Origin of the sequence: Streptomyces katrae (genome assembly GCF_002028425.1) — a bacterium.
GTDB lineage: Bacteria > Actinomycetota > Actinomycetes > Streptomycetales > Streptomycetaceae > Streptomyces > Streptomyces katrae_A.
The window spans coordinates 961583-984110 of sequence record NZ_CP020042.1 but is presented as its reverse complement, the minus strand read 5'-3'; the positions used below and the strand labels follow the sequence as shown (position 1 = coordinate 984110).

At 74.7% G+C, this 22528-nt stretch carries 20 protein-coding genes; 12 read left to right on the top strand and 8 right to left on the bottom strand.

Going from position 1 to position 22528, the window contains the following annotated elements:
- Positions 1 to 13: 13 nt before the first annotated feature.
- Together B4U46_RS04520 and B4U46_RS04515 are read left to right on the top strand one after the other, a co-directional pair.
- Entirely contained in the window at positions 14 to 877 is an 864-nt protein-coding gene (locus B4U46_RS04520) for an Ig-like domain-containing protein (protein WP_159402070.1), read from the top strand.
- Positions 878 to 1024: 147 nt separating this feature from the next.
- Positions 1025 to 2215 carry an acyl-CoA dehydrogenase family protein gene (locus B4U46_RS04515; protein ID WP_079424269.1) on the top strand — a complete coding sequence of 397 codons (1191 nt, stop codon included), beginning with the start codon at positions 1025 to 1027 and terminating at the stop codon, positions 2213 to 2215.
- Between the two features lie 8 nt (positions 2216 to 2223).
- On the opposite strand, the gene B4U46_RS04510 is transcribed toward B4U46_RS04515, so the two are convergent.
- The 5 genes from B4U46_RS04510 to B4U46_RS04490 form a co-directional block, all read right to left on the bottom strand.
- Positions 2224 to 2697 (bottom strand): hypothetical protein, encoded by a 474-nt coding sequence (locus tag B4U46_RS04510; RefSeq protein ID WP_079424267.1) that lies wholly within the window; start codon positions 2695 to 2697, stop codon positions 2224 to 2226.
- 3 nt (positions 2698 to 2700) lie between these two features.
- Positions 2701 to 4062 (bottom strand): hypothetical protein, encoded by a 1362-nt coding sequence (locus B4U46_RS04505; protein WP_079424266.1) that lies wholly within the window; start codon positions 4060 to 4062, stop codon positions 2701 to 2703.
- On the bottom strand, positions 4062 to 4499 hold the full coding sequence (locus B4U46_RS04500) for a hypothetical protein (RefSeq protein ID WP_079424264.1): 438 nt from the start codon (positions 4497 to 4499) through the stop codon (positions 4062 to 4064). Before B4U46_RS04500 ends, B4U46_RS04505 begins: the two co-directional genes overlap by 1 nt.
- 680 nt (positions 4500 to 5179) lie before the next feature.
- A complete protein-coding gene (lysA, locus tag B4U46_RS04495; protein WP_079424262.1) occupies positions 5180 to 6514 on the bottom strand; it encodes a diaminopimelate decarboxylase in 1335 nt (444 codons plus the stop codon).
- Positions 6515 to 6530: 16 nt separating this feature from the next.
- Positions 6531 to 6938, bottom strand: a complete 408-nt coding sequence (locus B4U46_RS04490) for an SAV_915 family protein (protein ID WP_079424260.1) — start codon at positions 6936 to 6938, stop codon at positions 6531 to 6533.
- A gap of 283 nt (positions 6939 to 7221) precedes the next feature.
- Between B4U46_RS04490 and B4U46_RS04485 the strand changes: the two genes are divergently transcribed.
- The 3 genes from B4U46_RS04485 to B4U46_RS04475 are packed head-to-tail and all read left to right on the top strand — an operon-like array spanning position 7222 to position 12526.
- Positions 7222 to 8175 carry an oxygenase MpaB family protein gene (locus B4U46_RS04485; protein WP_079424258.1) on the top strand — a complete coding sequence of 318 codons (954 nt, stop codon included), beginning with the start codon at positions 7222 to 7224 and terminating at the stop codon, positions 8173 to 8175.
- Positions 8157 to 10949: a serine/threonine-protein kinase gene (locus B4U46_RS04480; RefSeq protein WP_079424257.1), complete on the top strand. Its 2793-nt coding sequence runs from the start codon at positions 8157 to 8159 to the stop codon at positions 10947 to 10949. Before B4U46_RS04485 ends, B4U46_RS04480 begins: the two co-directional genes overlap by 19 nt.
- Positions 10946 to 12526, top strand: a complete 1581-nt coding sequence (locus B4U46_RS04475; protein WP_079424255.1) for a phytoene desaturase family protein — start codon at positions 10946 to 10948, stop codon at positions 12524 to 12526. The genes B4U46_RS04480 and B4U46_RS04475 overlap by 4 nt, the downstream gene beginning before the upstream one ends.
- A 60-nt stretch (positions 12527 to 12586) precedes the next feature.
- Here B4U46_RS04475 and B4U46_RS04470 read toward each other — a convergent pair whose 3' ends face one another.
- Both B4U46_RS04470 and B4U46_RS04465 read right to left on the bottom strand, forming a co-directional pair.
- A complete protein-coding gene (locus tag B4U46_RS04470) occupies positions 12587 to 13042 on the bottom strand; it encodes a nitroreductase family deazaflavin-dependent oxidoreductase (RefSeq protein ID WP_237292624.1) in 456 nt (151 codons plus the stop codon).
- Positions 13039 to 14292: an FAD-dependent monooxygenase gene (locus B4U46_RS04465; RefSeq protein ID WP_079424253.1), complete on the bottom strand. Its 1254-nt coding sequence runs from the start codon at positions 14290 to 14292 to the stop codon at positions 13039 to 13041. The genes B4U46_RS04470 and B4U46_RS04465 overlap by 4 nt, the downstream gene beginning before the upstream one ends.
- Positions 14293 to 14373: 81 nt before the next feature.
- On the opposite strand from B4U46_RS04465, the gene B4U46_RS04460 reads away from it, so the two are divergent.
- From B4U46_RS04460 to B4U46_RS04435, 6 genes are all read left to right on the top strand, one after another.
- Positions 14374 to 14994, top strand: a complete 621-nt coding sequence (locus tag B4U46_RS04460; protein ID WP_079424252.1) for a TetR/AcrR family transcriptional regulator — start codon at positions 14374 to 14376, stop codon at positions 14992 to 14994.
- Positions 14995 to 15004: 10 nt separating this feature from the next.
- Positions 15005 to 15388 (top strand): VOC family protein, encoded by a 384-nt coding sequence (locus B4U46_RS37250; protein ID WP_079424250.1) that lies wholly within the window; start codon positions 15005 to 15007, stop codon positions 15386 to 15388.
- 86 nt (positions 15389 to 15474) lie between these two features.
- Positions 15475 to 15906: a DUF6234 family protein gene (locus B4U46_RS04450; protein ID WP_107438227.1), complete on the top strand. Its 432-nt coding sequence runs from the start codon at positions 15475 to 15477 to the stop codon at positions 15904 to 15906.
- A 111-nt stretch (positions 15907 to 16017) separates the two neighbouring features.
- Positions 16018 to 17355, top strand: coding sequence for an AMP-binding protein (locus B4U46_RS04445; RefSeq protein WP_237292622.1), 1338 nt, complete (start codon positions 16018 to 16020; stop codon positions 17353 to 17355).
- A 219-nt stretch (positions 17356 to 17574) separates the two neighbouring features.
- Positions 17575 to 17988, top strand: a complete 414-nt coding sequence (locus B4U46_RS04440; RefSeq protein WP_079424245.1) for a VOC family protein — start codon at positions 17575 to 17577, stop codon at positions 17986 to 17988.
- 278 nt (positions 17989 to 18266) lie between these two features.
- Positions 18267 to 18944: an IS5 family transposase gene (locus B4U46_RS04435; RefSeq protein WP_237292620.1), complete on the top strand. Its 678-nt coding sequence runs from the start codon at positions 18267 to 18269 to the stop codon at positions 18942 to 18944.
- Positions 18945 to 18973: 29 nt separating this feature from the next.
- On the opposite strand, the gene B4U46_RS04430 is transcribed toward B4U46_RS04435, so the two are convergent.
- The gene (locus tag B4U46_RS04430; protein ID WP_237292618.1) at positions 18974 to 20722 is read right to left on the bottom strand and encodes a serine hydrolase domain-containing protein; all 1749 of its coding nucleotides are present in this window, start codon (positions 20720 to 20722) and stop codon (positions 18974 to 18976) included.
- Between the two features lie 686 nt (positions 20723 to 21408).
- On the opposite strand from B4U46_RS04430, the gene B4U46_RS04425 reads away from it, so the two are divergent.
- Positions 21409 to 22524 (top strand): nitronate monooxygenase, encoded by a 1116-nt coding sequence (locus tag B4U46_RS04425; RefSeq protein ID WP_079424241.1) that lies wholly within the window; start codon positions 21409 to 21411, stop codon positions 22522 to 22524.
- Positions 22525 to 22528: the final 4 nt, after the last annotated feature.

The window sequence follows — 22528 nt, the reverse complement described above, 5'->3', positions numbered from 1 at the left end:
CCTCGCGCGGGGCGTGCGCCGGGGCAACGGCGCGGCCGTCGTGTCCTTCCGCTACGGGGCCTGGGTGAGCGTGGCCGTGGACGACGCGACCCCGCTGTTCGGGCGGCCCGTCACCCTCACCGCCACCGTCACCCCGGCGAACCCGGCCGCGGGCCCCCCGGGCGGCGAGGTCACCTTCTTCGACGGGACCACCCCGCTGGGCACCGCCGTCCTCGACGGAGGCCGCGCGACCCTGCGCACCGGCGCCCTCCAGCCCACCGGCCACACCGTCACCGCCCGCTACGCCGGGGACGCGGCCTTCACCCCGGCCGCGACGGGCGGGCCCACCGAGATCACCGTCGGCTTCAGCGGCCCCTGCCTGACCACGGCCCACCAGGGCCCGCTGACCGTCGCCGCCGGAGAGGCCGTCTGCATCGGCGCGGGCGGCAGCCAAAGCGGCCCCGTCACCGTCCGGCCCGGCGGCGCCCTCGCCGTGACCGACGCCGCGCTCACCGGCCCGTTCTCCGCCGACGGCGCTCTGGCCCTGACGATCTGCCACTCCGCGCTCACCGGCCCGGTCTCCGTGCAGCGCTCCACCGGCCCGGTGGTCATCGGCTCCGACCGCGAGGGCGGGGCCTGCGCAGGCAACACCCTGAGGGGCCCGCTCACCGTCGAGGCCAACACCGGCGGGACCGAGGTGTCGGCCAACGCCGTGACCGGCGCCGTCCGCATCACCGGCAACAGCGGGACCGGCCCGCTCCCGCAGGCCCTGGCGCCGGCCTTCCGCGCCAACCGGGTCACCGGCCCCCTGCGCTGCGAGGACAACGCCCCGGAGCTCCTGCAGACCGGCACCACCACGACCGGCCCGCGCACGGGACAGTGCCGCCCGACGGACTGACCCCACCGCGCCCCCTGCAGGCCCGGACCGGCAGGGGGTCCCGTCGTCCGGCCGCCCGCCACCCCCTTCCCTATTCCTGTAACGGGTTCTACTCTGACCGCCGCCGTTCGCAGCGACCGGCTGGACCGCGAGGATCCCGGAGGGGCCGTGCACCTCGAATACACGCCCGAGCAGCAGCAGTTGCGCGCCGAACTGCGTGCCTACTTCGCCGAGCTCGTCCCGCAGGACGTCTACGCCCGCTACGAGGACCCGGCCGCGCAGAAGCGCTTCTACCGCGAGACCATCCGCCGCCTCGGCGCGGACGGCTGGCTCGGCGTCGGCTGGCCGAAGGAGTACGGCGGGCGCGGCATGTCGCCCATGGACCAGTTCATCTTCTTCGACGAGGCCGCGCAGGCCGTCGTCCCGCTCCCGCTGATGGCGCTCAACACGGTCGGGCCGACCCTGATGCAGTTCGGCACCGACGAGCAGAAGGCGTACTTCCTCCCCAGGATCCTCTCCGGCGAGATCGACTTCGCCATCGGCTACAGCGAGCCGGGCGCCGGCACCGACCTCGCCGCCCTCACCTGCAAGGCCGTCCGGGAGGGCGACGAGGAGACCGGCACCTACGTGGTCAACGGCCAGAAGATCTGGACCACCAACGGCGACACCGCCGACTGGGTCTGGCTCGCCGTCCGCACCGACCCGGACGCCCCCGCGCACAAGGGCATCACGATGCTCCTGGTCCCGACCTCCGACCCCGGCTACTCCTGCACCCTCATCAACACCCTCGCCTCGCACGACACCACCGCCAGCTACTACGAGGACATCCGCGTGCCCGCGAGCCGCCGCGTCGGCCAGGAGAACAAGGGCTGGCGCCTGATCACCAACCAGCTCAACCACGAGCGCGTCACCCTCGCCGCCCACGGCACGATGGCCATCCGCGCCCTCCACGACGTCCAGCGCTGGGCCGCGGAGACCAAGCTCGCCGACGGCCGCCGCGTCATCGACCTGCCCTGGGTGCGCGCCCGCCTGGCCCGCACCCACACCCGGCTGGACGCGATGAAACTCCTCAACTGGCAGATGGTGAACGCCGTCCAGTCCGGCACCCTCACCCCCCAGGACGCCTCCGCCGTCAAGGTCTACGGCTCCGAGGCCCGCCGCGACGCGTACGCCTGGCTGATGGAGGTCGTCGGCGCGGCGGGCGCCCTGAAGGACGGCTCGGCGGGCGCGGTCCTCCACGGCGAACTCGAACGCGGCTACCGCAGCGCCGTGATCTTCACCTTCGGCGGCGGCAACAACGAGATCCAGCGCGAGATCATCTCCTGGATCGGCCTGGGCATGCCGAGGGTCCGCCGCTGACGGATCTTCTACTTCCCCTGCTTCGGAAGCGGTTCCAGGACCACGGCGCCGGGCAGTGCGGCGGCCATGTCGTAGGCGTAGTCCGCAGGCCACACCCTGACGAACCAGTTGCCGGCGGCGACGATCGTCTGCTGGTACGGGGCGCTGCGCCGCGAGGCGATGGAGTCGCCGACCTCGTCCCTGCTGAACCGGGAGGTGCTCAGCACCGAGATCTCGTTGTAGACGGTCGTCCCACGGTGCTGCACCTCGCAGGTGGCGTCCGAGCCGAACTTGTTCTCGTTCCGCAGGGTCACCTTGCAGTCGAAGCCGCCCTTCCCGAGGGCCGTGATCACGTCATCGACCGACACGTACTCAGGACCGCTCGGCACCTGGCTCGGCATCGGCGTCAGCGGCTCGGGCCCCCGGTCACCGCCGACGAAACCGCAGCCGCTCAGCGTCAGCAGCAGTACCAGCAGCAGGGGGACGGGCTTCCGTGTGTGCATGGGTCAGTTGCTCCTCGGCGGCCGGGGAGCCGGCCCCGGGCTCGGGGCGGGGGTGCCGGGCTGCGCGGGTCCGGTTCCCGTTCCTGTGTGCGGCCCGCCGCCCTCATGGTAGATCGGGTCGACGGAGACGTGGTGTCCGGCCGGGGTCTGCGATTCCAGCTGGCGCACAGCGGTGGCCCGCTGCTCGTCCGTCAGCGCGTACCAGGCCATCGCGTCGTCCAGGTGCGGTTCCACCTTGTCCCAGTTCCGGCCCCGGGTCCTGATGTCGCCACCACGGCTGCCCGACTCGTCACCGTACTGCTCGTTCAGCTCCCGTACCTCGGGGGTGTCCGCCGCGTACAGGGTGAAGAGCTGCTTGTCGGTCCTCGCCCCGTAGGCGTTGCGCTGGAGGTCGCCGAGGTAGTAGGCGCTCATGCGGATGTTCTCGTCGGGGTTCTTCTCGATGTACTTGGTGAGTTCCGGGTCGCCGAGACTGCCGAGGAACGTCCCGTCGGGGAGCGTGAACGCCTTCCTGTGGTTCTCCATCACCTGCCGTGCGGTGTCGGACTTCATGTGCGTGATGCCCAGGGACTTGTCCGGTTTGATCGACTCCTCCAGCGTCCAGTCGAAGAACCGGCCGAACTCGGGCAGTGGACCCTTCAGGCCGGGGCTGAAGTTCTGGTACCACTGCTGTTCCTGCCACAGGATCGCCAGCAGCAGCTTCCGGCTGATCCCCGTCTCGGCCGCGGCCCGGTTGACCGCCGCGAACTGCGCCGGGGAGACGTTGACCGGGTGCAGGCCGTCGATGCCGCCCGACAGGGCCAGGGCGACGGCGAGCGGGGAGCCGGGGGTCAGGGCCTCCTTGGCCAGCTTCGGGTCGGAGATCGCGGTGAGGCCCTCGATGGTGCGCAGGGCGCGTGCCGCCTCCGTGTCGGCCTGGGTCGCCTTGCGGAGGGCCTCGACGATGATCCCCTGCGCGTGGTTGGCCGGTTCGAGGTGTTCGGTGCTGCCCGGCGGCACCATGACCGGGTGGGAGAGCTGGACCCGGCCGCTGTCGTCGACCTTCAGGTCGCGGGTGCGGGCGTAGTCCAGGGCGCTGTTCAGGTCCCGCTGGGCCGCCGTGATCGCCTCCGCCAGGTCGTCGTAGACCTTGGCCATCGCGCGCAGGGCCAGTGCGGAGGTCTCGTAGTCGTCGGCGTGCTTCACGAAGCGTTCCGTGGCGGCGCGGCCGGATTCGCCGACCCAGCAGCGGTTCACCGTGCGGGCGACGTCCTCGCGGGCGTAGGTGGCCAGGCCGTCGCACTGCTTGGCCACGTTCACCGCGTCGTCGGCCGCGGCGCGCCACTTGCCCGGGTCGGCCTGCTTCAGCTCGGACACGGAGACCATCAGACGTCCTCCAGCACGCCGCCGGCCGCGCGCAGCGCGGCGCCTGTCGCCTGGTCCTCGGCGGTGATGGCGTTCGCGCCCTTGGTCAGGGCGTCGGCCGCGCCGTCGACCAGGTCCGCGAGCTCCCGGAGCCTGCGCTGCCACGCGCCCACGCAGTCGTTGCTCGCCGGCCCGGCCGCCCAGCCGGCGTGCACGCGGCCCACGGCCTCGGCGTCGTCGAGGGGGGACTTGCCGCGGGCCTCGGCGTTCGCCGTGCGGATGCCGGACGCCCTGCGGTGCACGGGGTCGTCGACGAGGCCGAGGTCGGGGGCCGCGGCGTGCGGGGACGCGGAGGGGCCCGGCTGGGGTGTGGGTGCGGGCAGTGGTCCGGCCGAGGCGAGGCGCATGGCCGCCTCCCCCTTCGCCCGAGCCCATTCCGCTTCGAATTCGAACGTCATTTCCCCAGCCTCGCACACCCGACTGCTGCGGTCGGAGCATCCTCTGACAGGGCATCAACTCCCCGGACGCGCGGACCGCGGGGACGGGAGCCGGTGATCCCGGACCACTCGTCGCGGGCAGCCCTGGCAGGCTCAAAGTGGTGGTGGTTCCATGGAAGGGCGGGAAGAGTCCTTTACCAGGATGCGGAGGAGCGGTCCCCGTGCCGCGCACCGCACAATCGGGATCCGCGAGAAGCGGGCGGACTCTTTCCGCCCTCAGGCACGCCCGGCCCCCTCCACGGCTCCGTTCGATGCCGATCCGGATGGGGAGATCAAGGGCGTGTCAAGGATCGGTGAACATACGGAAGGAACGTGTCAAGGGTGTCAGGGGGACGTCCAGGAAGGCACCAGACTGGAGGGGCGACGGAGCGGGATGGCAGTTCCGCGGCGTACGGCCGACGGCGGGGCATCGCCCCCGTGCGAGGACGCGGTATCCGGCCCGTGGGGGGCCCGGATCGAGGCGACCGAGTGCCGACACCCGTCGCGCGTCACAGGAGCCGTCCGGCTCCCGGTGTGGGGATACCGGGACCGGGCGGCTCACGTGCGTCCGGGAGTGTCCGTCGGTCCCGGGAGTGCGGAACGGCCCCGCGGGCGTCCCCGGTGAGGGCCCGCGGGGCCGGTGTCCGGGCGGGGCGGCCGCCTCAGGCGCCGAGGTCCCGGCTGCGGAAGTCCTCCAGGGTCTCCCGCCTCACCAGCACCCGTGCCGCGCCCTCGTGGACCGCGACCACGGGCGGCCGGCCGACCATGTTGTAGCCGGAGGCCATGGACAACTGGTAGGCGCCGGCCACGGGTACGGCCAGCAGGTCGCCCGGGTGGACGTCCCGCGGCAGTTCGGCGTCGGCGGCCAGGACATCGCCGGCCTCGCAGTGCCGGCCGACGACCGTGGCCGTGGCGGAGCCCGCCGTGGAGTGCCGGCCCACCAGCCGGGGTGCGTAGCGCACCCCGTACAGGGCGGGCCTCGGGTTGTCGCTCATTCCGCCGTCCACGGCCACGAACAGCTTCCCGCCGGAGCGCTTGACGGCGAGCACCCGGTACAGGGCCACCCCCGCCGGTCCGGTGATCGCCCGCCCCGGCTCCACGGTCAGCCGGGGCACCGGCAGGCCGGCGGCCGCGCAGCGGTCCGCCAGGGCGGTGCGCAGCTCCCGCGCCAGGGCGGTGAGGTCCAGCGCCGGCTCACCGGGCCGGTAGGCGATGCCGTGCCCGCCGCCCAGGTCCAGCTCGGGCAGCACGACCCCGTGCGCATCGCGGACGGCGGCCGTCAGCTCCACCATGCGGTCCAGCGCCGTGAGGTAGGCGCCGGCCGTGGTGATCTGGGAGCCGATGTGGCAGTGCAGCCCGGCGAGTTCGAGCCGGGGCTGGTCCAGGATCCGGACGACGGCCGTCTGGGCGCTCCCGTCGGTGGCGGACAGTCCGAACTTCTGGCCCTCCGTACCGGTACGGATCTTCTCGTGGCCGCCCGCCGCCACGTCCGGCACCACCCGCACCAGCACCCGCTGGCGCCCCCTGGGGGCCACGGCCGCCGCGATCCGGGCGATCTCGGACGAGCTGTCGATGACGATCCTGCCCACCCCGAGCCGCAGCGCGGCGGCGATGTCCCGGGGCGACTTGGCGTTGCCGTGCAGCACGATGCGCTCGGGCGGGAACCCCGAGGTGACGGCCAGTTCCAGCTCCCCGGCGGAGCACACGTCCAGGCCCAGCCCCTCCTCCCGCACCCACCGCGCCATCGCGCGGGAGAGGAACGCCTTGGCGGCGTAGAGCACTTCGCCGTCGGGGAAGGCGTCCCGGTAGGTGCGGCAGCGGCCGCGCACCTCGCCCTCGTCCAGCACGTAGACGGGGGTGTCGAACCGCTGGGCGACCTCGGCCAGCGACACCCCGCCCACGGCCAGGCCGCCGTGCGGGAGCCGGGCCGTGGAGGCGGGCCACACACAGAGGTCGTCGGCGTCCGCCGCGACCTCGGAGAGTACGTCGACGGTCATGACGGTCCCCGCCCCTTCAGACGGCCCGGGCGGACGTCCCGGGGGCCCCGGCCCCGGCCCCGCGCATCCCCGGGCCCGCGGCCGCGGCGGCTGCCGCGGCCACCGCCGGTACTGTGCCCGCGGCTCCCACCGGGGCGGCCGCCGGCGCCGTCAGGGAGGGGTCGACGGTCAGCGACGCCACCCCCAGCGGCTCGGCCAGCGCGCGCAGCGCCGGCTCCGAGAGCCGGATCCACGGCTGCCCCGCGCCGAGCACGGCGACGAGCCGCTCCGCGCGGGTGAAGCCGACGGCGGTACGCACACCCAGCGGAGTGCGGAAGAGACGCACCACCACCTCCCCGGTACCCGGCCGGACCGGGACGTACAGGGGTCCGGCCGGGACGCGTTCCTCGGGCTCGGGGTCGTCTTCGTACGTGAACAGGCACATGGGTCCTCCCGGGGAACCACGGATGACGGACGGGCAGGGTGCCCCGGGCTGCGGGGAGGCGGTCCGGGGCGCGCCACCGAAGCTATCCCCGGGTACGGCCGCCCGCCGACGGCCCCTGACGGGACCTTGACGCCGGGCGGCCCGGTCCTGACGGACCGCTGACACCCGCCCGCCGCCGACGGCTCCGTGCCGCCGCCCCGCCGTACGGCGGTTTCGCGCCGCGCCGCGCCGGGGACGGTCGGACCCGCGCCCGCCTGGGTAGGCTCACCGCGGGAGGCGGGCGATGAGCGGAACCCCGTACGAGGACGCCGACCCGGGACTGTACGGACCCGGGTCCGTCACCTGGCAGTGCCACGGAGACCCGGTCATGTGGATCGCCGGGGTCCGCGCCCTCTACCTCCAGGCCCTCCACCCGCGCGCCGTCCGCGGGGTGATGGAGAACTCCGCCTTCGCCGAGGACGCCTGGGGCCGGCTGCTGCGCACCGCCGACTTCGTCGGCACCCTCACCTACGGCACCACGGAGGCCGCCGAGCGGGCCGGAGCCCATGTGCGCGCCGTCCACCGCCGGCTGTCCGCCACCGACCCGGACACGGGCGAGCGGTTCCCCGTCGACGACCCCGAACTCCTCCTGTGGGTGCACTGCGCCCAGATCGACAGCTTCCTGCACGTACTGCGCCGGTCCGGCGTTCCCCTCACTCCCGCCCAGGCCGACCGTTACGTGGACGAAAACCGCGTCAACGCCCGTCTCGTCGGCCTCGATCCGGCCGCCGTACCCGCCGACACCGCGCAGCTGGCCGCGTACTTCGAGGGGATCCGCCCCAGGCTCGCCGCCGGCACCGACGCCCGGGCGGTGGACGACTTCCTGCGCTCGCCGCCGGTCTCGCCGCTGCTGGTACCTGGCCGAAACCTGCTGTGGCGACCGCTCGCCGGACTCGCCTACGCCTCCCTCCCCGGCTGGGCGCACCAGCTGTACGGCCGCCCCGCACCACCCTCACTCACGGTCACCCGGCGCCTGCGCCTCACGGGTCGCGTGCTGCGCACCATTCCCGCAGGTCTACGCTGGCAGCTGCCTCCAGGTCACATCTTGAGAGCGATGCGCCGACTGGGCCCCGGGAGCCGCCCCTCCGCGTACACACTGCGTAAGTCAGCGGCCATACTGGACCGGCCGGGGAGGGCGCGATACGACGACGGGCACGATGACGGGGGCGGCTTCAAGACATGGCGGAGTCCAGACTGATCCAGGGCCGGTACCGGTCACTCGATCTGATCGGGCGCGGCGGCATGGGCGAGGTGTGGCGCGCCCGTGACGAGTCGCTGGGCCGGCAGGTCGCCGTGAAGTGCCTCAAGCCGGTCGGCGCCGAACAGGACGCCCACTTCACCCAGGTGCTGCGCGAACGCTTCCGGCGCGAGGCGCGCGTCGCCGCCTCCCTCCAGCACCGGGGCGTCACCGTCGTGCACGACTTCGGCGACGACAGTGCGGCGGGCGGCCCCCTCTACCTGGTCATGGAACTCCTCGACGGCCGCAACCTGAGCCAGCTGATGGAGGAGAACGAGGCGCGCCCGCTCCCCGTCGACGTGGTCCTCGACATCGCCGAGCAGATGGCCGCCGCCCTCGGCTACACCCACGACCAGGGCGTCGTCCACCGCGACCTGAAGCCGGCCAACATCATGCGGCTGACCGACGGCACGGTGAAGATCTGCGACTTCGGCATCGCCCGCCTGGCCGCCGACATCGGCTTCACCGCGAAGCTGACCGGCGGCGGCATGGCCATGGGTACCCCGCACTACATGTCGCCCGAACAGATCGCGGGCGGCGAGGTCGACCACCGCAGCGACCTCTACTCCCTGGGCTGCGTCCTCTACGAGATCGCCACCGGGGCCCCGCCCTTCGACCTGGGCGACTCCTGGTCCGTGCTGGTCGGCCACCGCGACACCGCGCCCGTGCCGCCCCGCGACCACCGGCCCGAGCTCCCCGAGTACTTCGAGCGGATCGTGCTGGACCTGCTGGCCAAGCGCCCCGAGGACCGGCCCGGAGACGCCCGCCACCTGCACCGGCGGCTGGTCGACGCCCGCGTCGGCCCCGGCGGCGCGGCCCGCGTGCAGGCTCCGCTGCCCGCGTGGGCGGCGGGGATGACCGCGGGGCGCAAGGCCGGCATCGACGCCCGGCCGGCCAGCGGGGAGTGGGCGGTCCTCACCGGCTCCTGGACGGCGGCCCGCCGCCCGCTGCCGTCCGGCGGGCAGACGCTGCCCGGGGCCGGCGATCCGCTGTCGTCCGGTGGGCAGGTGCTGCCCGGGGCCGGCGATCCGCTGTCGTCCGGTGGCCACGTGCTGCCCGGGTCCGGTCACGTGCCGTCCGGAGGCCACGTGCTGCCCGGGCCCGGCCACTCGCTGCCCGGGTCCGGCCACGTGCTGCCCGGAACCGGCCACGTGCTGCCCGGAACCGGCCATCTGCTGCCGGCCGGGCTTTCCGCGCCCGGCGGGCACCTGCCGCTGCCGGGCGGCGGCACCGCCGGGTCCGGCGGCTACGCCGTTCCGGGTGCGCCCCCGGCGGCCGAGGGCCACCTCGTACCCGGTGGCGGGTCCTTGTCCGACGGCTACCCCGCGTCCGGTGCCGGCCACTTCGGCCCCGAGGGCGGGCACCGGGCGACCGGCCCCGTTCCCGGTACGGCGACCGCGCCCGCGTCCGGCACGGCCTCCCTGCCCCTGCCCGGCCACCCGGCAGCCCCCGGCCGTCCCGCGGGAGCCGGGACCGGGGGAGCGACACCCCCCGGAGCCGGCCACGCCGCCGGCCCGGCCGCGGCCCCGGAGCGCGGCTCGGGCGCAGCCGCCGGGGCCGCCCCGGGACGAGCCGCCCATCCGTCCGCGCCGGCCGGCCCCGGTGCCGCCGCGCCCGGGCCGGACCCGCTCGCCGCCGCCGACGGGTACCCCATGACCGCCGGGGCCTCCGCCGAGCACCGGATCCTGCGGCCCGCCCCGGCCGAAGACCCCCGGCTCACCGCCGCCCACGCGCAGGGTGCCGTCGCCGCCCACGCCCCGACCGACCCGGGCCGGCCCGACTCCCTCGACGCCGGGCACATCCGCGCCTTCGCCCTCAGCCGGGCCGGCCGGCCCGAGGAGGCCCTTGCCGTGTACGCCGCCGTGGCCGAGGGCCGGGCACGGGTGCTCGGCCCCGACCACGCCGACACGCTGGCCGCCCGTCAGGAGGAGGCGTACGAGCTCGGCCGCCTCGGCCGCCACGGCGAGGCCTACGAGAGGTACCGCGCGGTGCTCGCCGCCCGGATCCGGACCACGGGCCCGCGCCACCCCGACACCCTGCGCTGCCGCCACAACCTGGCCTGCGCCCTCGGCGCCCTCGGCCGGCACGCCGAGGCCCACGAGGCCGCCGCCGCGGTCGCGGCCGACCGCACCGACGTGCTCGGCCCCGAGCACGTCGACACCCTCCTGACCCGGTACGAGGTCGGCTACGCCCTGGGCCGGCTCGGCCGCTGGAACGAGGCACTGAGCGTGTTCCGCCAGGTCGCCGCCGCCCGCGAGCGCGTCCTCGGCCGGGACCACCCCGACGCCCTCGCCGCCCGTTACGAGACCGGCATCGCGCTCGGCCGCACCGGCCGCGCCGCCGAGGCCCTCGACCTCTTCCGGGCCCTGGTCCGCGACCGCACCCGGGCCTACGGCGCGGCCGACCCGGAGACCCTGCGGGCGCGGCACGTCCTCGGCGTCAACCTGGGCCGCCTCGGCCGCTGGGAGGAGGCGGCGGCCGAAGCCCGCGAGGTGGGTGCGGCCCGTGCCAAGGCGCTGGGCGCGGAGCACCCGGACACCCTGGTCAGCCGCCGCGAACTGGCCGTCGCACTGGGCCGGCTCGGCCGCTGGGACCTGGCACTGCCCGTCTACCGGGAGCTGTCCGGGATCCGCGAGCGTTCCCTCGGCGACGAGCACCCGGACACCGTCCTGGCCCACGCCGACGAAGCCCACTGTCTGGAGCGGCTGGGCCAGGTGTGTTACCAAGAGCCATGACCGTCAACGCAGGCTCCACGGGTTTCGCGCACGACGTGTACGACGCGGTGATCGTCGGAGGCGGCCACAACGGCCTCGTCGCCGCCGCCTACCTGGCCCGCGCGGGCCGCAGCGTCCTGGTCCTGGAACGGCTCGGGCACACCGGCGGCGCCGCCGTCTCCACCCGGCCCTTCGCCGGGGTCGACGCCAGGCTCTCGCGCTACTCCTACCTCGTGTCCCTGCTCCCCGGGAAGATCGTCCGGGATCTGGGGCTGCGGTTCCGGGTGCGCCGGCGCACGGTGTCCTCGTACACGCCCTTCGAACGCGGCGGCCGCCCCGGCGGACTCCTCGTCGGCGGCGGGGAGGACCGTACGAGGGAATCCTTCGCGCGGCTCACCGGCTCCGACCGGGAGTACGAGGCCTGGCGCGCCTTCTACGCCACCACCGGCCGGCTCGCCGCACGGGTCTTCCCCACCCTCACCGAACCGCTGCCCACCCGGGCGGAACTGAGGGCCCGGATCGACGACGAACAGGCCTGGCGGATGCTGTTCGAGGAGCCCCTCGGCCGGGCGGTGGAGGAGCGCTTCGCCGACGACCTGGTCCGGGGCGTGGTCCTCACCGACGCCCTGATCGGCACCTTCGCCGACGCCCACGACCTCTCCCTCGCCCAGAACCGCTGCTTCCTCTACCACGTCATCGGCGGCGGCACCGGCGACTGGGACGTGCCCGTCGGCGGCATGGGCGCGCTGACGGACGCCCTGGCCGACGCCGCCCGCGCGGGCGGCGCGGAGATCGCCACCGGGCACGAGGTGCTGCGCATCCACACCGACGGGACCTCCCCGGCCGAGGTCACCTTCCGGACGGCGAACGGCGAGGGCGGCGTCGTCGGGCGCACGGTCCTGGTCAACGCCTCCCCGAAGGCGCTGGCCGAACTCCTCGGGGAGGACCCGGACCCGGTGCTGCGGGCCCCCGAGGGCGCCCAGTTCAAGGTCAACATGCTGCTGCGTCGGCTGCCCAGGCTGCGCGACGCCTCCGTGGACCCCCGCGAGGCGTTCTCCGGCACCTTCCACATCGCCGAGGGCTACGAGCAGCTGCAGCGCGCCCGCGCCGAGGCCGCCGCCGGGGAACTGCCGTCCGTACCGCCCTCGGAGATCTACTGCCACTCGCTGACCGACCCCACGATCCTCGGACCGGAACTGACGGAGCAGGGCTGCCAGACGCTGACCCTCTTCGGACTGCACACCCCGGCGCGGCTGTTCGAGAAGGACAACCGGCAGGCCCGCGAGGTCCTGCTGACCGCCACCCTGGCCCAGCTCGACGCCCACCTCGCCGAGCCGATCACCGACTGCCTGGCCTTCGACGCCGACGGCCGGCCCTGCATCGAGGCGAAGACCCCGCTGGACCTGGAGCAGGAACTGCGCCTGCCCGGCGGGCACATCTTCCACCGCGACCTGTCCTGGCCGTACGGGGAGGCGGGCCGGTGGGGCGTCGAGACCGGTCACCCCAACGTCCTGCTGTGCGGGGCGGGGGCGGTCCGCGGCGGCGGGGTCAGCGGGATCCCGGGACACAACGCGGCGATGGCGCTGCTGGACCGCTGACCACGGCCGGGTCCGGCCGCCCGGACCCTGCCGGAGCCGCCGCCGGACCTCGGCCGGACGTCAGTCGACCCGGTGTGGCTCGATCACCACGATCGGGATCACCCGGTCCGTCTGCGCCTGGTACTCGTCGTACGCGGGCCACTCCTTGACCATCACCGGCCAGTAGGCGCGCTGTTCCTCGGCGGTCGCGGTGCGCGCCGTGCCCTGCATGACGTCGGGGCCGACCTGGATGCGCACCTCGGGGTGGGCGGTCAGGTTCCGGTACCACAGCGGGTGTTCGGGGGCGCCGCCCTTCGAGGCGACCAGGAGGTAGCGGCCGTCGGCCTCGCCGTAGATGAGCGGGGTCCGCACGGGGTTGCCGGAGACCCGGCCCACGGTGGTGAGCAGGAGGGTCCGGGTGCCGCGCCACTCGTGCCCCTCGGCCCCGTTCGTTCCGACGTACTGGCGGAGGTGGTCGAGCTGCCAGCTGCCCGGCCTGGGGTCGGTGGGGTGGTCCCAGTCGATGTCGCTCGTCACGTCGTTCTCCCTGCCTTCGATTGCACGTCGACAAACTCGACAACGAGCCTCAACGCCCCTGGGCACGGCGGACATTCCCCCCCCGCCCCGTTCGGCCCGGGCAGGGTGAAGCCGTTGAACAGGTCGTCCAGGGCGCGCAGTGAGGCCCCGGCGGGGACGGCGCGGAAGGCGAGGTCGCGGGCCGCGACGGCCAGTGGGTGCCGCAGGGCGGCGACCCGGCCGGCCCGGCGGGCACGGACCCGGATGGCGTCCGTCCGGGCGAGCCGGGCCCGGGTGTAGGCGGCCAGGGCGGCCGGTACGTCGGGCCCGGCGAGGAGGTGGGCCAGCACGACGGCGTCCTCGACGGCCTGGCAGCCGCCCTGCCCGAGGTTGGGGGTCATGGCGTGCGCGGCGTCGCCGATCCAGGCGATGCGGCCGTGGTGCAGCCGGGGGAGCCGGGCGGCGAGGTCGTACAGGTCGTGCTGGAGCACCTGCCCGGGGTCGATCCGCTCCAGGAGGGCGGGGACCGGGTGGTGCCAGGTGCCGAAGCGGCGCAGGAGTTCGGTGCGGACGTCGGCGGGCCGGTACCCCTCGGGGACGACGGCCGTGGCGTAGGCGTACAGCCCGCCGTCGGCGAGCGGGACCGTCCCGAAGCGCTCGCCGCGCCCCCAGGTCTCGGCGGCCGCGATGCCCGCGGGCGCCGCCCCGGCGGGCAGCACGGTGCGCCAGGCGGTCTCGCCGCTGTAGCGCAGGCCGGGGTGGTGGGGGAAGTGCCGGCGGCGGAGCGGGCTGTGGATGCCGTCGGCGGCGATGACCGCGTCGGCGGTGAGGTCCCCGGAGGCGGTACGGACCACCGCGCGTCCGTCGCCCTCGTCCACCGCGGTGACGGCGGCCCCGTACCGCAGGGCGCCCTCGGGGAGCGCGGCGGCCAGCGCGGTGGTCAGCGCCGACCGGTGCAGGGCGAGCGGGGTCCGGCCGAAGCGGGCGGCCAGGGCGGCGGGGTCGGCCCGGCTGAGGCGGCCGCCGCCGGGGCGGCGCAGGCTCATCGCCATGGCGGGGGCGCTGCCCGTGCCGGGGGCGGGGTCGAAGCCGATGGCCTCGAAGGCGCGCAGGGCATTGGGCGCGAGGACGATGCCGGCGCCGACGGCGGCGGGCCCCTCGGCCCGTTCGCACACGGTGACCTTCCATCCCTGGCGGCTCAGGGCCAGCGCGGCGGTGAGACCGCCGATCCCGGCTCCCGCGACGACGGCGTGGCGCTGGCGTACGGACATGGCGCGGCCTCCTGCGTCCGGCAAGGACCCTCTACGTCCGTAGAGGGTTCGCTGCTCACTCTACAGCTGTAGAGTGGCTGCATGTCCACCCCGGAACCCACACCCGCGCCCGCATCCGCATCCGCCTCCGCCCCGGACCGCCGGACGCTGATCGCGGACACGGCCATCGGCCTCGTCGCCTCCTCCGGCCTGCGAGGCCTGACGCACCGCGCCGTCGACGGCGCCGCCGGGCTCCCGGCGGGCAGCACCTCGTACTACTTCCGCACCCGGACCGCCCTGATCGCCGCCTGCTACCGCCGCCTGGCCGAACTGAACGTCTCGGAAGGCCCGCTGAGCCCGCCGGCCGACCGCGACGCCGCCGCCCGGGCACTCGGCGCCCTGCTGCACCACTGGCTGACGGCCGGCCGCGAACGCCAGCTGGCCCGCTTCGAGCTGAGCCTGGAGGCGGCCCGCAACCCGGAATTGGAGCCGGACCTGAGGGAGGCGGGCCTCGCCGTCCGGGCGCGGGCGGCCGCGGTCCTGGCGGCACTGGGCGCCCCGGAGCCGCAGGAGAGCGCCGAACTGCTGGCCGCCTGGACGGACGGCCTGCTCTACGACCGCCTCGCCGGCGCCCTCGCCCACGCCCGCCCCGCCCCGGACCCGGCCGAACTCACCGCCACCGTCCGCCGGATGCTGGATGCCGTCCTGGGCCCGGCCGTTTAGGATCCCGGTCATGATCGCTGAACTGCAGTGCGTGGTCCTGGACTGTCCCGACCCCCTCGAACTCGCCCGTTTCTACGGGGCGTTGCTGGGCGGCGAGGTCAACCGCCCCGACCGTCGCTGGACCTGCGACGACCACTGGGCCACCCTGCACGCCCCCACGGGCGCGGTCCTGGCCTTCCAGCAGGTCCCCGGTCACCTCCCCCCGCGCTGGCCCGACCCCGCCCACCCCCAGCAGTCCCACCTGGACCTCGCCGTCCCGGACCTCGACGCCGCCGAACACCAGGTCCTCGCCCTGGGCGCCACCCTCCTCGACGCCACCCCGTCCGCCCGCGGCTGGCGCGTCTACGCCGACCCCGCGGGTCATCCCTTCTGCCTGATCCAGGAATCCGCCTGACCCGTCCGGGACACCACCCGGGCCGGCGGGGGTCATGAGTACCGGTACTCATGCGCGGCAGGGGGCCGCCCCGGCAGGGTGGCGGCATGACACGCGCACCGCTCGACGCCCCGCGCCCACGGCGCCACTGGCCCTGGTCCCACAGGACCTCCACCGGCGCGGACGTCACCGTCGCCGTCCTGCTGTTGCTGCTCGAAGCGGCCGTCTTCGTACTCGTCCTCTTCGGGCACGGCATGGAGGGATGGGCCGCCCAGGGCGACCCCGAGCGGATCGAGGCCGCGGACCTCGCGGGACGCGTCTGGATGTCGCAGTTCCTCGTCGCCATGCTGGTCCTCGCCGTTCTCGCGATGGTGTCGCGCGCCCGTTGGACGGTGGCGTCGCACCTCCTCGCGGCCGCGGTGGCGGCCGCCCTGCTCGTCCTCGCCCAGCACGACCACGACCGCTCCCATCCCCGCCCGGCGCCGCGCCCCGGCCCGGAGTACGTGCCCTGCTACAGCGGCAGCGGCAGGTGCAACTGACGGTTGGACGTTCCACCGAAGCGCACCGGTCTCCCTGGTCGGGACCGCGCATTGCCCGCGCCCGGGCACGCGGGTTTGGCTGGGCAAGATCAACGGGGAGGGGACACGCACATGACTTCGATGCTCAACGGCTGTACGCCCTGGCCGGAGGAGTTCGTCGACCACTACTGGGCGGCCGGCCACTGGCAGGGCAACACCCTGGACAACCTGCTGCGCGGCTGGGCCCTCCAGTACGGGCCGCGCACCGCGCTCGTGCACGGCGGCGCCCGGCTCACGTACGCGCAGCTGAACCGGCGCGCGGACCGGATGGCCGCCGGGTTCCGGGGGCGGGGGCTGCGGCCCGGGATGCGGGTGGTCGTCCAGCTGCCGAACGTGCCGGAGTTCTACGTCACCGCGTTCGCGCTGATGCGCGCCGGGCTGGTCCCCGTGTTCTGCCCGGTCTCGTACGGCGAGCCCGAGGTGCCCGAGCTCGTACGGCTCACCCAGGCCGTCGGATACGTCGGCCCCTCGGCCCACGAGGGCTTCGACCACACGGCGATGGCCGCCCGCACCGCGGCCCGGTGGCCCTTCCTGCGGCGGGTGTTCACCTACGAGACGCCCGGCACGGAGTCCCCGTACGGCGGCCTCACCACCGACCCGTCGAACTGCCAGTACGCCCCGCTGGCCTCCCTCGACGCCCCGCCGGAGCCGGCGCTCCCGCTGAGCGCGGGCCAGGTGGCGTTCCTGCTGCTCTCCGGTGGCGGCGGTCTCGTGCCGCGGACCCACAACGACTACGCCCACCAGGTGACCGCCGCCGCGGAGCTGCTGTCCCTCACCGAGGAGGACGTGTACCTCGCCGCCCTGCCCGCCGACGCCGACCTCGCCCTCGGCGGCCCCGGCGCCCTCGGCACCCTCTCGGCAGGCGGCACCGTGGTCCTCGCCGACACCCCGGACCCGGCCGTCTGCCTCCCCGCCCTGGCCCGGGAACGGGTGACCGTCACCACGCTGCCCCCGGACACCGCCCGGCAATGGCTCGACGCCCTCCCCGTCGCGGGTTCCGCGTCGCCGCGCCTCGTCCAGATCTGCGGGGCGCCCCCGGACCCGGCCACCGCCGAACGGATCGGCACGGCCCTGGGCTGCCGCGTCCAGCAGGTGTTCGGTCTGCCCGAGGGCCTCCTCACCCTCACCCGCCCGTCCGACCCGGCCGCCACCGCCCTCGCCACGCACGGCCGCCCGCTGTCCCCGGACGACCAGATCCGCCTGGTCGACGCCACGGGCGCCCCCGTCCCCGACGGGGGCCCCGGCGAACTCCTCACCCGGGGCCCGCACACGGTCCGCGGCTACTACCACGCCCCCGACCGCGACGCCCGCTCCTTCACCCCCGACGGCTACCTCCGCACCGGCCACCTCGCCCACCGCACCCCGGACGGCGACCTGGTGGTGACGGGCCGCCGGAACGACGCGGACTGAGGGGGCCCGACGGGGGGGCGACGGGGCCCGAGGCCGTACGGGATCGCTCCCGCCTTCGGCGTAGTCCCTTCCTGGCGATGTGCCCGGATGCCTCGAAGCCGGGCACGAAGGGGCGACCGAGCGCAGACCGCTTAGTGTGCGTCGTTGAACTCCGGCGGGGCTCTCTCAAAGATCGCGATCGACCGGAACCGGAGTCGGAACTGGGCTAGAAAGATCAGTATGGAACTCACCCAGATACGCCTGTTGGTGTCCGACTTCCCCGCCGTCTACCGCTTCTACCGCGACGTGCTCGGACTCAAGCCGCAGTTCGAGGCCGAGAGCGGCCCGTACGCCAAGCTCAGCCCCGATACCGGACACGCCGCGATCGCGCTGCAGGATCGGGCGCAGATGGCCGGCGTACTGGGGCGGTTGGGGGCGGAGCCGGAGGGATACCGCTCGCTGGTGGCGCTGCGGGTGGACGACCTCGACGCCGCCCATGCCGAGCTCACCTCGCGGGGGGCGGAGTTCACCCGGGACCCGGGCCCGATGGGCGACCGGATACGGGTCGCGTACCTGGAGGACCCGGAAGGGAATCTGATCGAGCTTCAGGAGTGGCTGGCGCTGCGCGAGCAGGCTGGTACCGCGCCGGCGTAAAGGTGCCGCAGCGGGGTCCGTCTGCGACGAGCCCCCGTCGCGAGGCCCGAGACCCGACGTGTGGCCGTCGGGCCTCGCTGCGGTGGGCGAGCGGCTGGGCCGGGGGTCGGAACTGTCATGCCCCGCCCGCGACCAGGCTGCGGCCGAGTCCGGCTGCCGGGCCTACCCGTCCTCGTCGATGACGGACCAGCAGTGGGCGATTGTCGGGCCACACCTGCCTTCACCAGCCAATACGGGGGGAGAGAGGCGGCCGGCCGGAGAAGCATCCGCGCCGATTGGTGCTCGACGCGATCTTCTACGTCGTGCGCGGCGGCATCCCGTGGCGGCAGTTGCCGCGCGGGTTCCCGCCACCGATGACGGCGTACGGGATCTGCCGACGCTGGGTGCGCGACGGATCATGGCAGCGCCTCCACGACGCTCTGCGCGATCAGGTACGCGTACGTCAGGGCCGCAAGCCCCTGCCCACCGCAGCGGTGATCGACTCACAGTCGGTGCGCGGAGCTGATACGGTCCGTACCAGCAGTCGCGGGTACGACGGCGGCAAGCGGGTCAACGGGCGCAAGCGGCACATAGCAGTCGACACGGGCGGCCTGCTGCTCGCCGTGGTCGTCACGATGGCCGGCCTCCAGGACCGGGACGCGGCCTTCCGATTGCTGGCCTCGCTACGCTCCACGTGCAGCACGATCACAGTGGTCCGGTCCGGCGGAGGATATGCAGGGCGCCTGGCGACCTGGGCGAAGGCGGTCCTGAACCTCGCTGTGGAGGTAGTCAAGCGCACCGACGACATGAAGGGCCTCGTGGTGCTCCCGCGACGTTGGGTAGTCGAGCGCACTTTGGCGTGGATCAGCAAGCACCGCCGCTGCGTCCGTGACTACGAGACCCGTCCCGAGCACCACGAGGCCGTGGTCTCCCTTGCCATGATCATGGTCATGTCTCGCCGACTCGCCCGCGGATGACCTCCACGAGCGAGTTCAGCGACGCCCTCTTAGTCCGACGAGCGGGTCCAGCCCGTGGGTTCGAGGCGGGCGGCGTCCGTGGGGCGGTCTTCGGAGAAGAGGAGGGCTCGGGGTTCGGAGACGCGGATGACGTCCACGTAGACGCCGCGGCCCACGTAGCGGCCCGTTGCCGTGTGGCGGAAGCGGAGTCTGACCTGGCGGCCGGCCCAGGCGGGGAGGGGGGCCTCCAGGCGGTGCCAGATGCGGCCCGACCAGCCGCCCGCCGAGCCCTCCGGCCACTGCTCCGGGGCGCCGCCCGTGGTGCGGACCGTCGAGAAGGGGACGGGGTGCCAGGTGGCGCCGTCCGCCGAGGCCTCCAGGTGGAAGGCTCCGGCCCCGGGGACGGTGTCCCACCAGACCGCGCAGCGCAGCCGGGCTTCGGCGGTGGCGGGGGTCAGCGGGGGGAGGGTGAGGGTGCCCGAGCCGCCGGTCTCCATGCCGGAGAACCACGCCGGGCCGCCGTGCCTCGTGCGGACCGGCACGGCCCGGGCGAAGCGGTTGCCGGTGGCCACGCGGGGCGCGCTGCCGGCCCGCCAGGTGCGGACGGGGTGCACGGAGTTGCCGAGGAGGACCAGGAAGGAGTCGGTGGAGGGGTCGAGGACCAGGGAGGTGCCGGTGAATCCGGTGTGGCCGGCCGAGTGGGGCGTGGCCATGGCGCCCATGTACCAGTGCTGGTAGAGCTCGAAGCCGAGGCCGTGGTCGTCGCCGGGGAAGGCGGTGTTGAAGTCGGTGAAGAGGAGTTCCACGGAGGCGGGGCGCAGGATGCGGCGTCCGGCGTAGGCCCCGCCGTCGAGGAGGGTGCGGGAGAGGACGGCCAGGTCCCAGGCGGTGCCGAAGACCCCGGCGTGGCCCGCGACCCCGCCGAGGGCGTACGCGTTCTCGTCGTGGACCTCGCCCCAGACCAGGCCCCGGTCCAGGCCGGACCACGGCGGGCGCTGCACCTCGGTGGCGGCGATCGCACGGCGCCAGGCGCGCGGGGGGTTGTAGCGAGTGCGGTGCATCCCGAGCGGAGCGGTGATCTCGTCGTGGATCAGGGTGTCCAAAGTGCGGCCGGTGACCCGTTCCAGGAGCAGCTGGAGCGTGATGAGGTTGAGGTCCGAGTAGCGGTACACCGTCCCGGGGGTGTCCTGCGGCCGCACCGACCACAGCAGCCTCAACTGCCCCTCGCGGGTGGACTCCTGGTAGAAGGGCGCCCAGGAGCGGAGCCCCGAGGTGTGCGTCAGCAGCTGCCGGACGGTGACGGCCTCCTTGCCGCCGCCCGTGAACTCCGGCAGGTACCGGTCCACGGAGGCCTCCAGCTCCAGCCGGCCCCGCTCCATCTGCTGGACGGCGATGATGGAGGTGAACAGCTTGCTGAGGGAGGCCAGGTCGAAGACGGTGTCCTCGGCCATGGCGATCCGCTCCGCGGCCGGGAACTCCTTCGGCCGGTCGGTGCGCCCGTCGTAGTCCGCGTACCGGACGGCGTCCCCCATGGCCCGGTGGAGGGCGACCGTGCGGCCGCGCCCCGCGAGGACCACCGCCCCGGCGTAGTAGGGGTGTTCGGGGGAGGGACCGAGGAAGCGCCGGGCCTCCTGCGCCACGCCCTCGAGGTGCCGGTCCAGCAGCCCGGCCTGCCGCGCGGACCCGTACCGCAGGCGCAGCCCCTGGAGGGCCCGCCGCTCGGCCGGCCCGCCGGCTGCCCCGGCGGACCCGCCCGGGAGCGCCGCGTGCAGCACGAGCACCCCGCCGAGCGCGAGCAACCGAGCCCCGAGCCGCCGCCGGCTCAGCGCCGGCGCGGGGTGGGAGGGGTCCCCGTGGCCCTCCCCGCACCTGGCCGTGGCCTTGGTAGCGGTCGTGGTCGTGGTCTCCGCCCCGGTCCCGGCCCTGGTCCCGGTTCCGGTCCCGGCCCTGGTCCCGGTTCCGGTCCTGGTCCCGGCCTCGGCCCCGGTCCTGGTCCCGGTCCCGGCCTCGGCCCCGGTCCTGGTCCTGGTCCCGGCCCCGGTTCCGGCCCCGGCCCTGGTCCCGGGCTCGTTCCCGGTCCCGCTCGCGGCTTCGGCCCTGGCCTCGGTCGCGGGATCCGTCCGGGTGCCGCTCCGGGTTCCGGGCCGTGCTGTCGTGTCGTCGGTCGCCGGTCCGTCCGGCTTTGCGCCTGCCCCCGTGACTGCCGCCATGATCGGCCTCCTGTCCGCTCCGAACTGCCCGCCGCGCGCCGTCCGGTGTCATCGCCCGTGCCGTGTGCGGGGCCCGTCGTCCGCCTACGGCCCGGGCGGTCGGGCCCCGGGCCGCCACGGGGGCCGGTCCCTCGCCGCCCGCCGCAGGCGTTCCGCACGCTACTGGGTATCTGCCCCTCCGCCGCGTACCCTCCGCACGGGGCGGCCCGCAAGAATCTGACACTGCATCAGAAAATCTCTTCCCTCGGCCGCCCCGCTGCGGCATCCTCACGCCCATGGAGACGGAGCTCAGCAAGAAACTGGGAGTCGAGCACGCCATCTTCGGGTTCACGCCCTTCCCGGCGGTCGCCGCTGCCATCACCCGCGCCGGCGGGTTCGGTGTCCTCGGGGCGGTCCGCTACACCGCACCCGACGACCTCAGGCGCGACCTCGACTGGATGCAGGCGCACACCGACGGCAAGCCCTACGGCCTCGACGTCGTCATGCCCGCCAAGAAGGCCGTCGACGGCATCAGCGAAGCCGACATCGAGGCGATGATCCCGGCCGGGCACCGCGCCTTCGTCCGCGACACCCTCGCCAAGCACCACGTACCCGAGCTCGCCGAGGGAGAGGCCTCCGGCTGGCGGATCACCGGCTGGATGGAGCAGGTCGCCCGCAACCAGCTCGACGTCGCCTTCGACTACCCCGTCAAACTCCTGGCGAACGCCCTCGGTTCCCCGCCCGCCGACGTCATCGCGCGCGCCCACGACCACGGGGTCCTCGTCGCCGCCCTCGCCGGCAGCGCCAAGCACGCCCGCCGCCACGCCGAGGCCGGCATCGACATCGTCGTCGCCCAGGGCTACGAAGCCGGCGGGCACACCGGGGACATCGCCACCATGGTCCTGGTCCCCGAGATCGCCGAGGCCGTCGCGCCGCTCCCGGTCCTCGCCGCCGGCGGCATCGGCAGCGGCGAGCAGATCGCCGCCGGACTCGCCCTGGGCGCCCAGGGCGTCTGGCTCGGCTCGCTCTGGCTGACCACCACCGAGGCCGAACTCCACTCCCGCGCCCTCACCGAGAAGCTCCTCGCCGCCGGTTCCGGCGACACCGTCCGCTCCCGCGCCCTCACCGGCAAACCCGCCCGCCAGCTGCGCACCGAGTGGACCGACGCCTGGGACGACCCGGCCGGCCCCGGCGCCCTGCCCATGCCGCTCCAGGGCCTGCTGGTCGCCGAGGCCGTCTCCAGGATCCAGAAGTACGAGGTCCGCCCGCTGCTCGGCACCCCCGTCGGCCAGATCGTCGGCCGGATGAACAGCGAACGCAGCGTCCAGGCCGTCTTCGACGAGCTCACCGCCGGTTTCGAGCGCGCCATCGACCGCATCAACCGCATCGCCGGCCGGACCCGAGAGGTGTGAACCG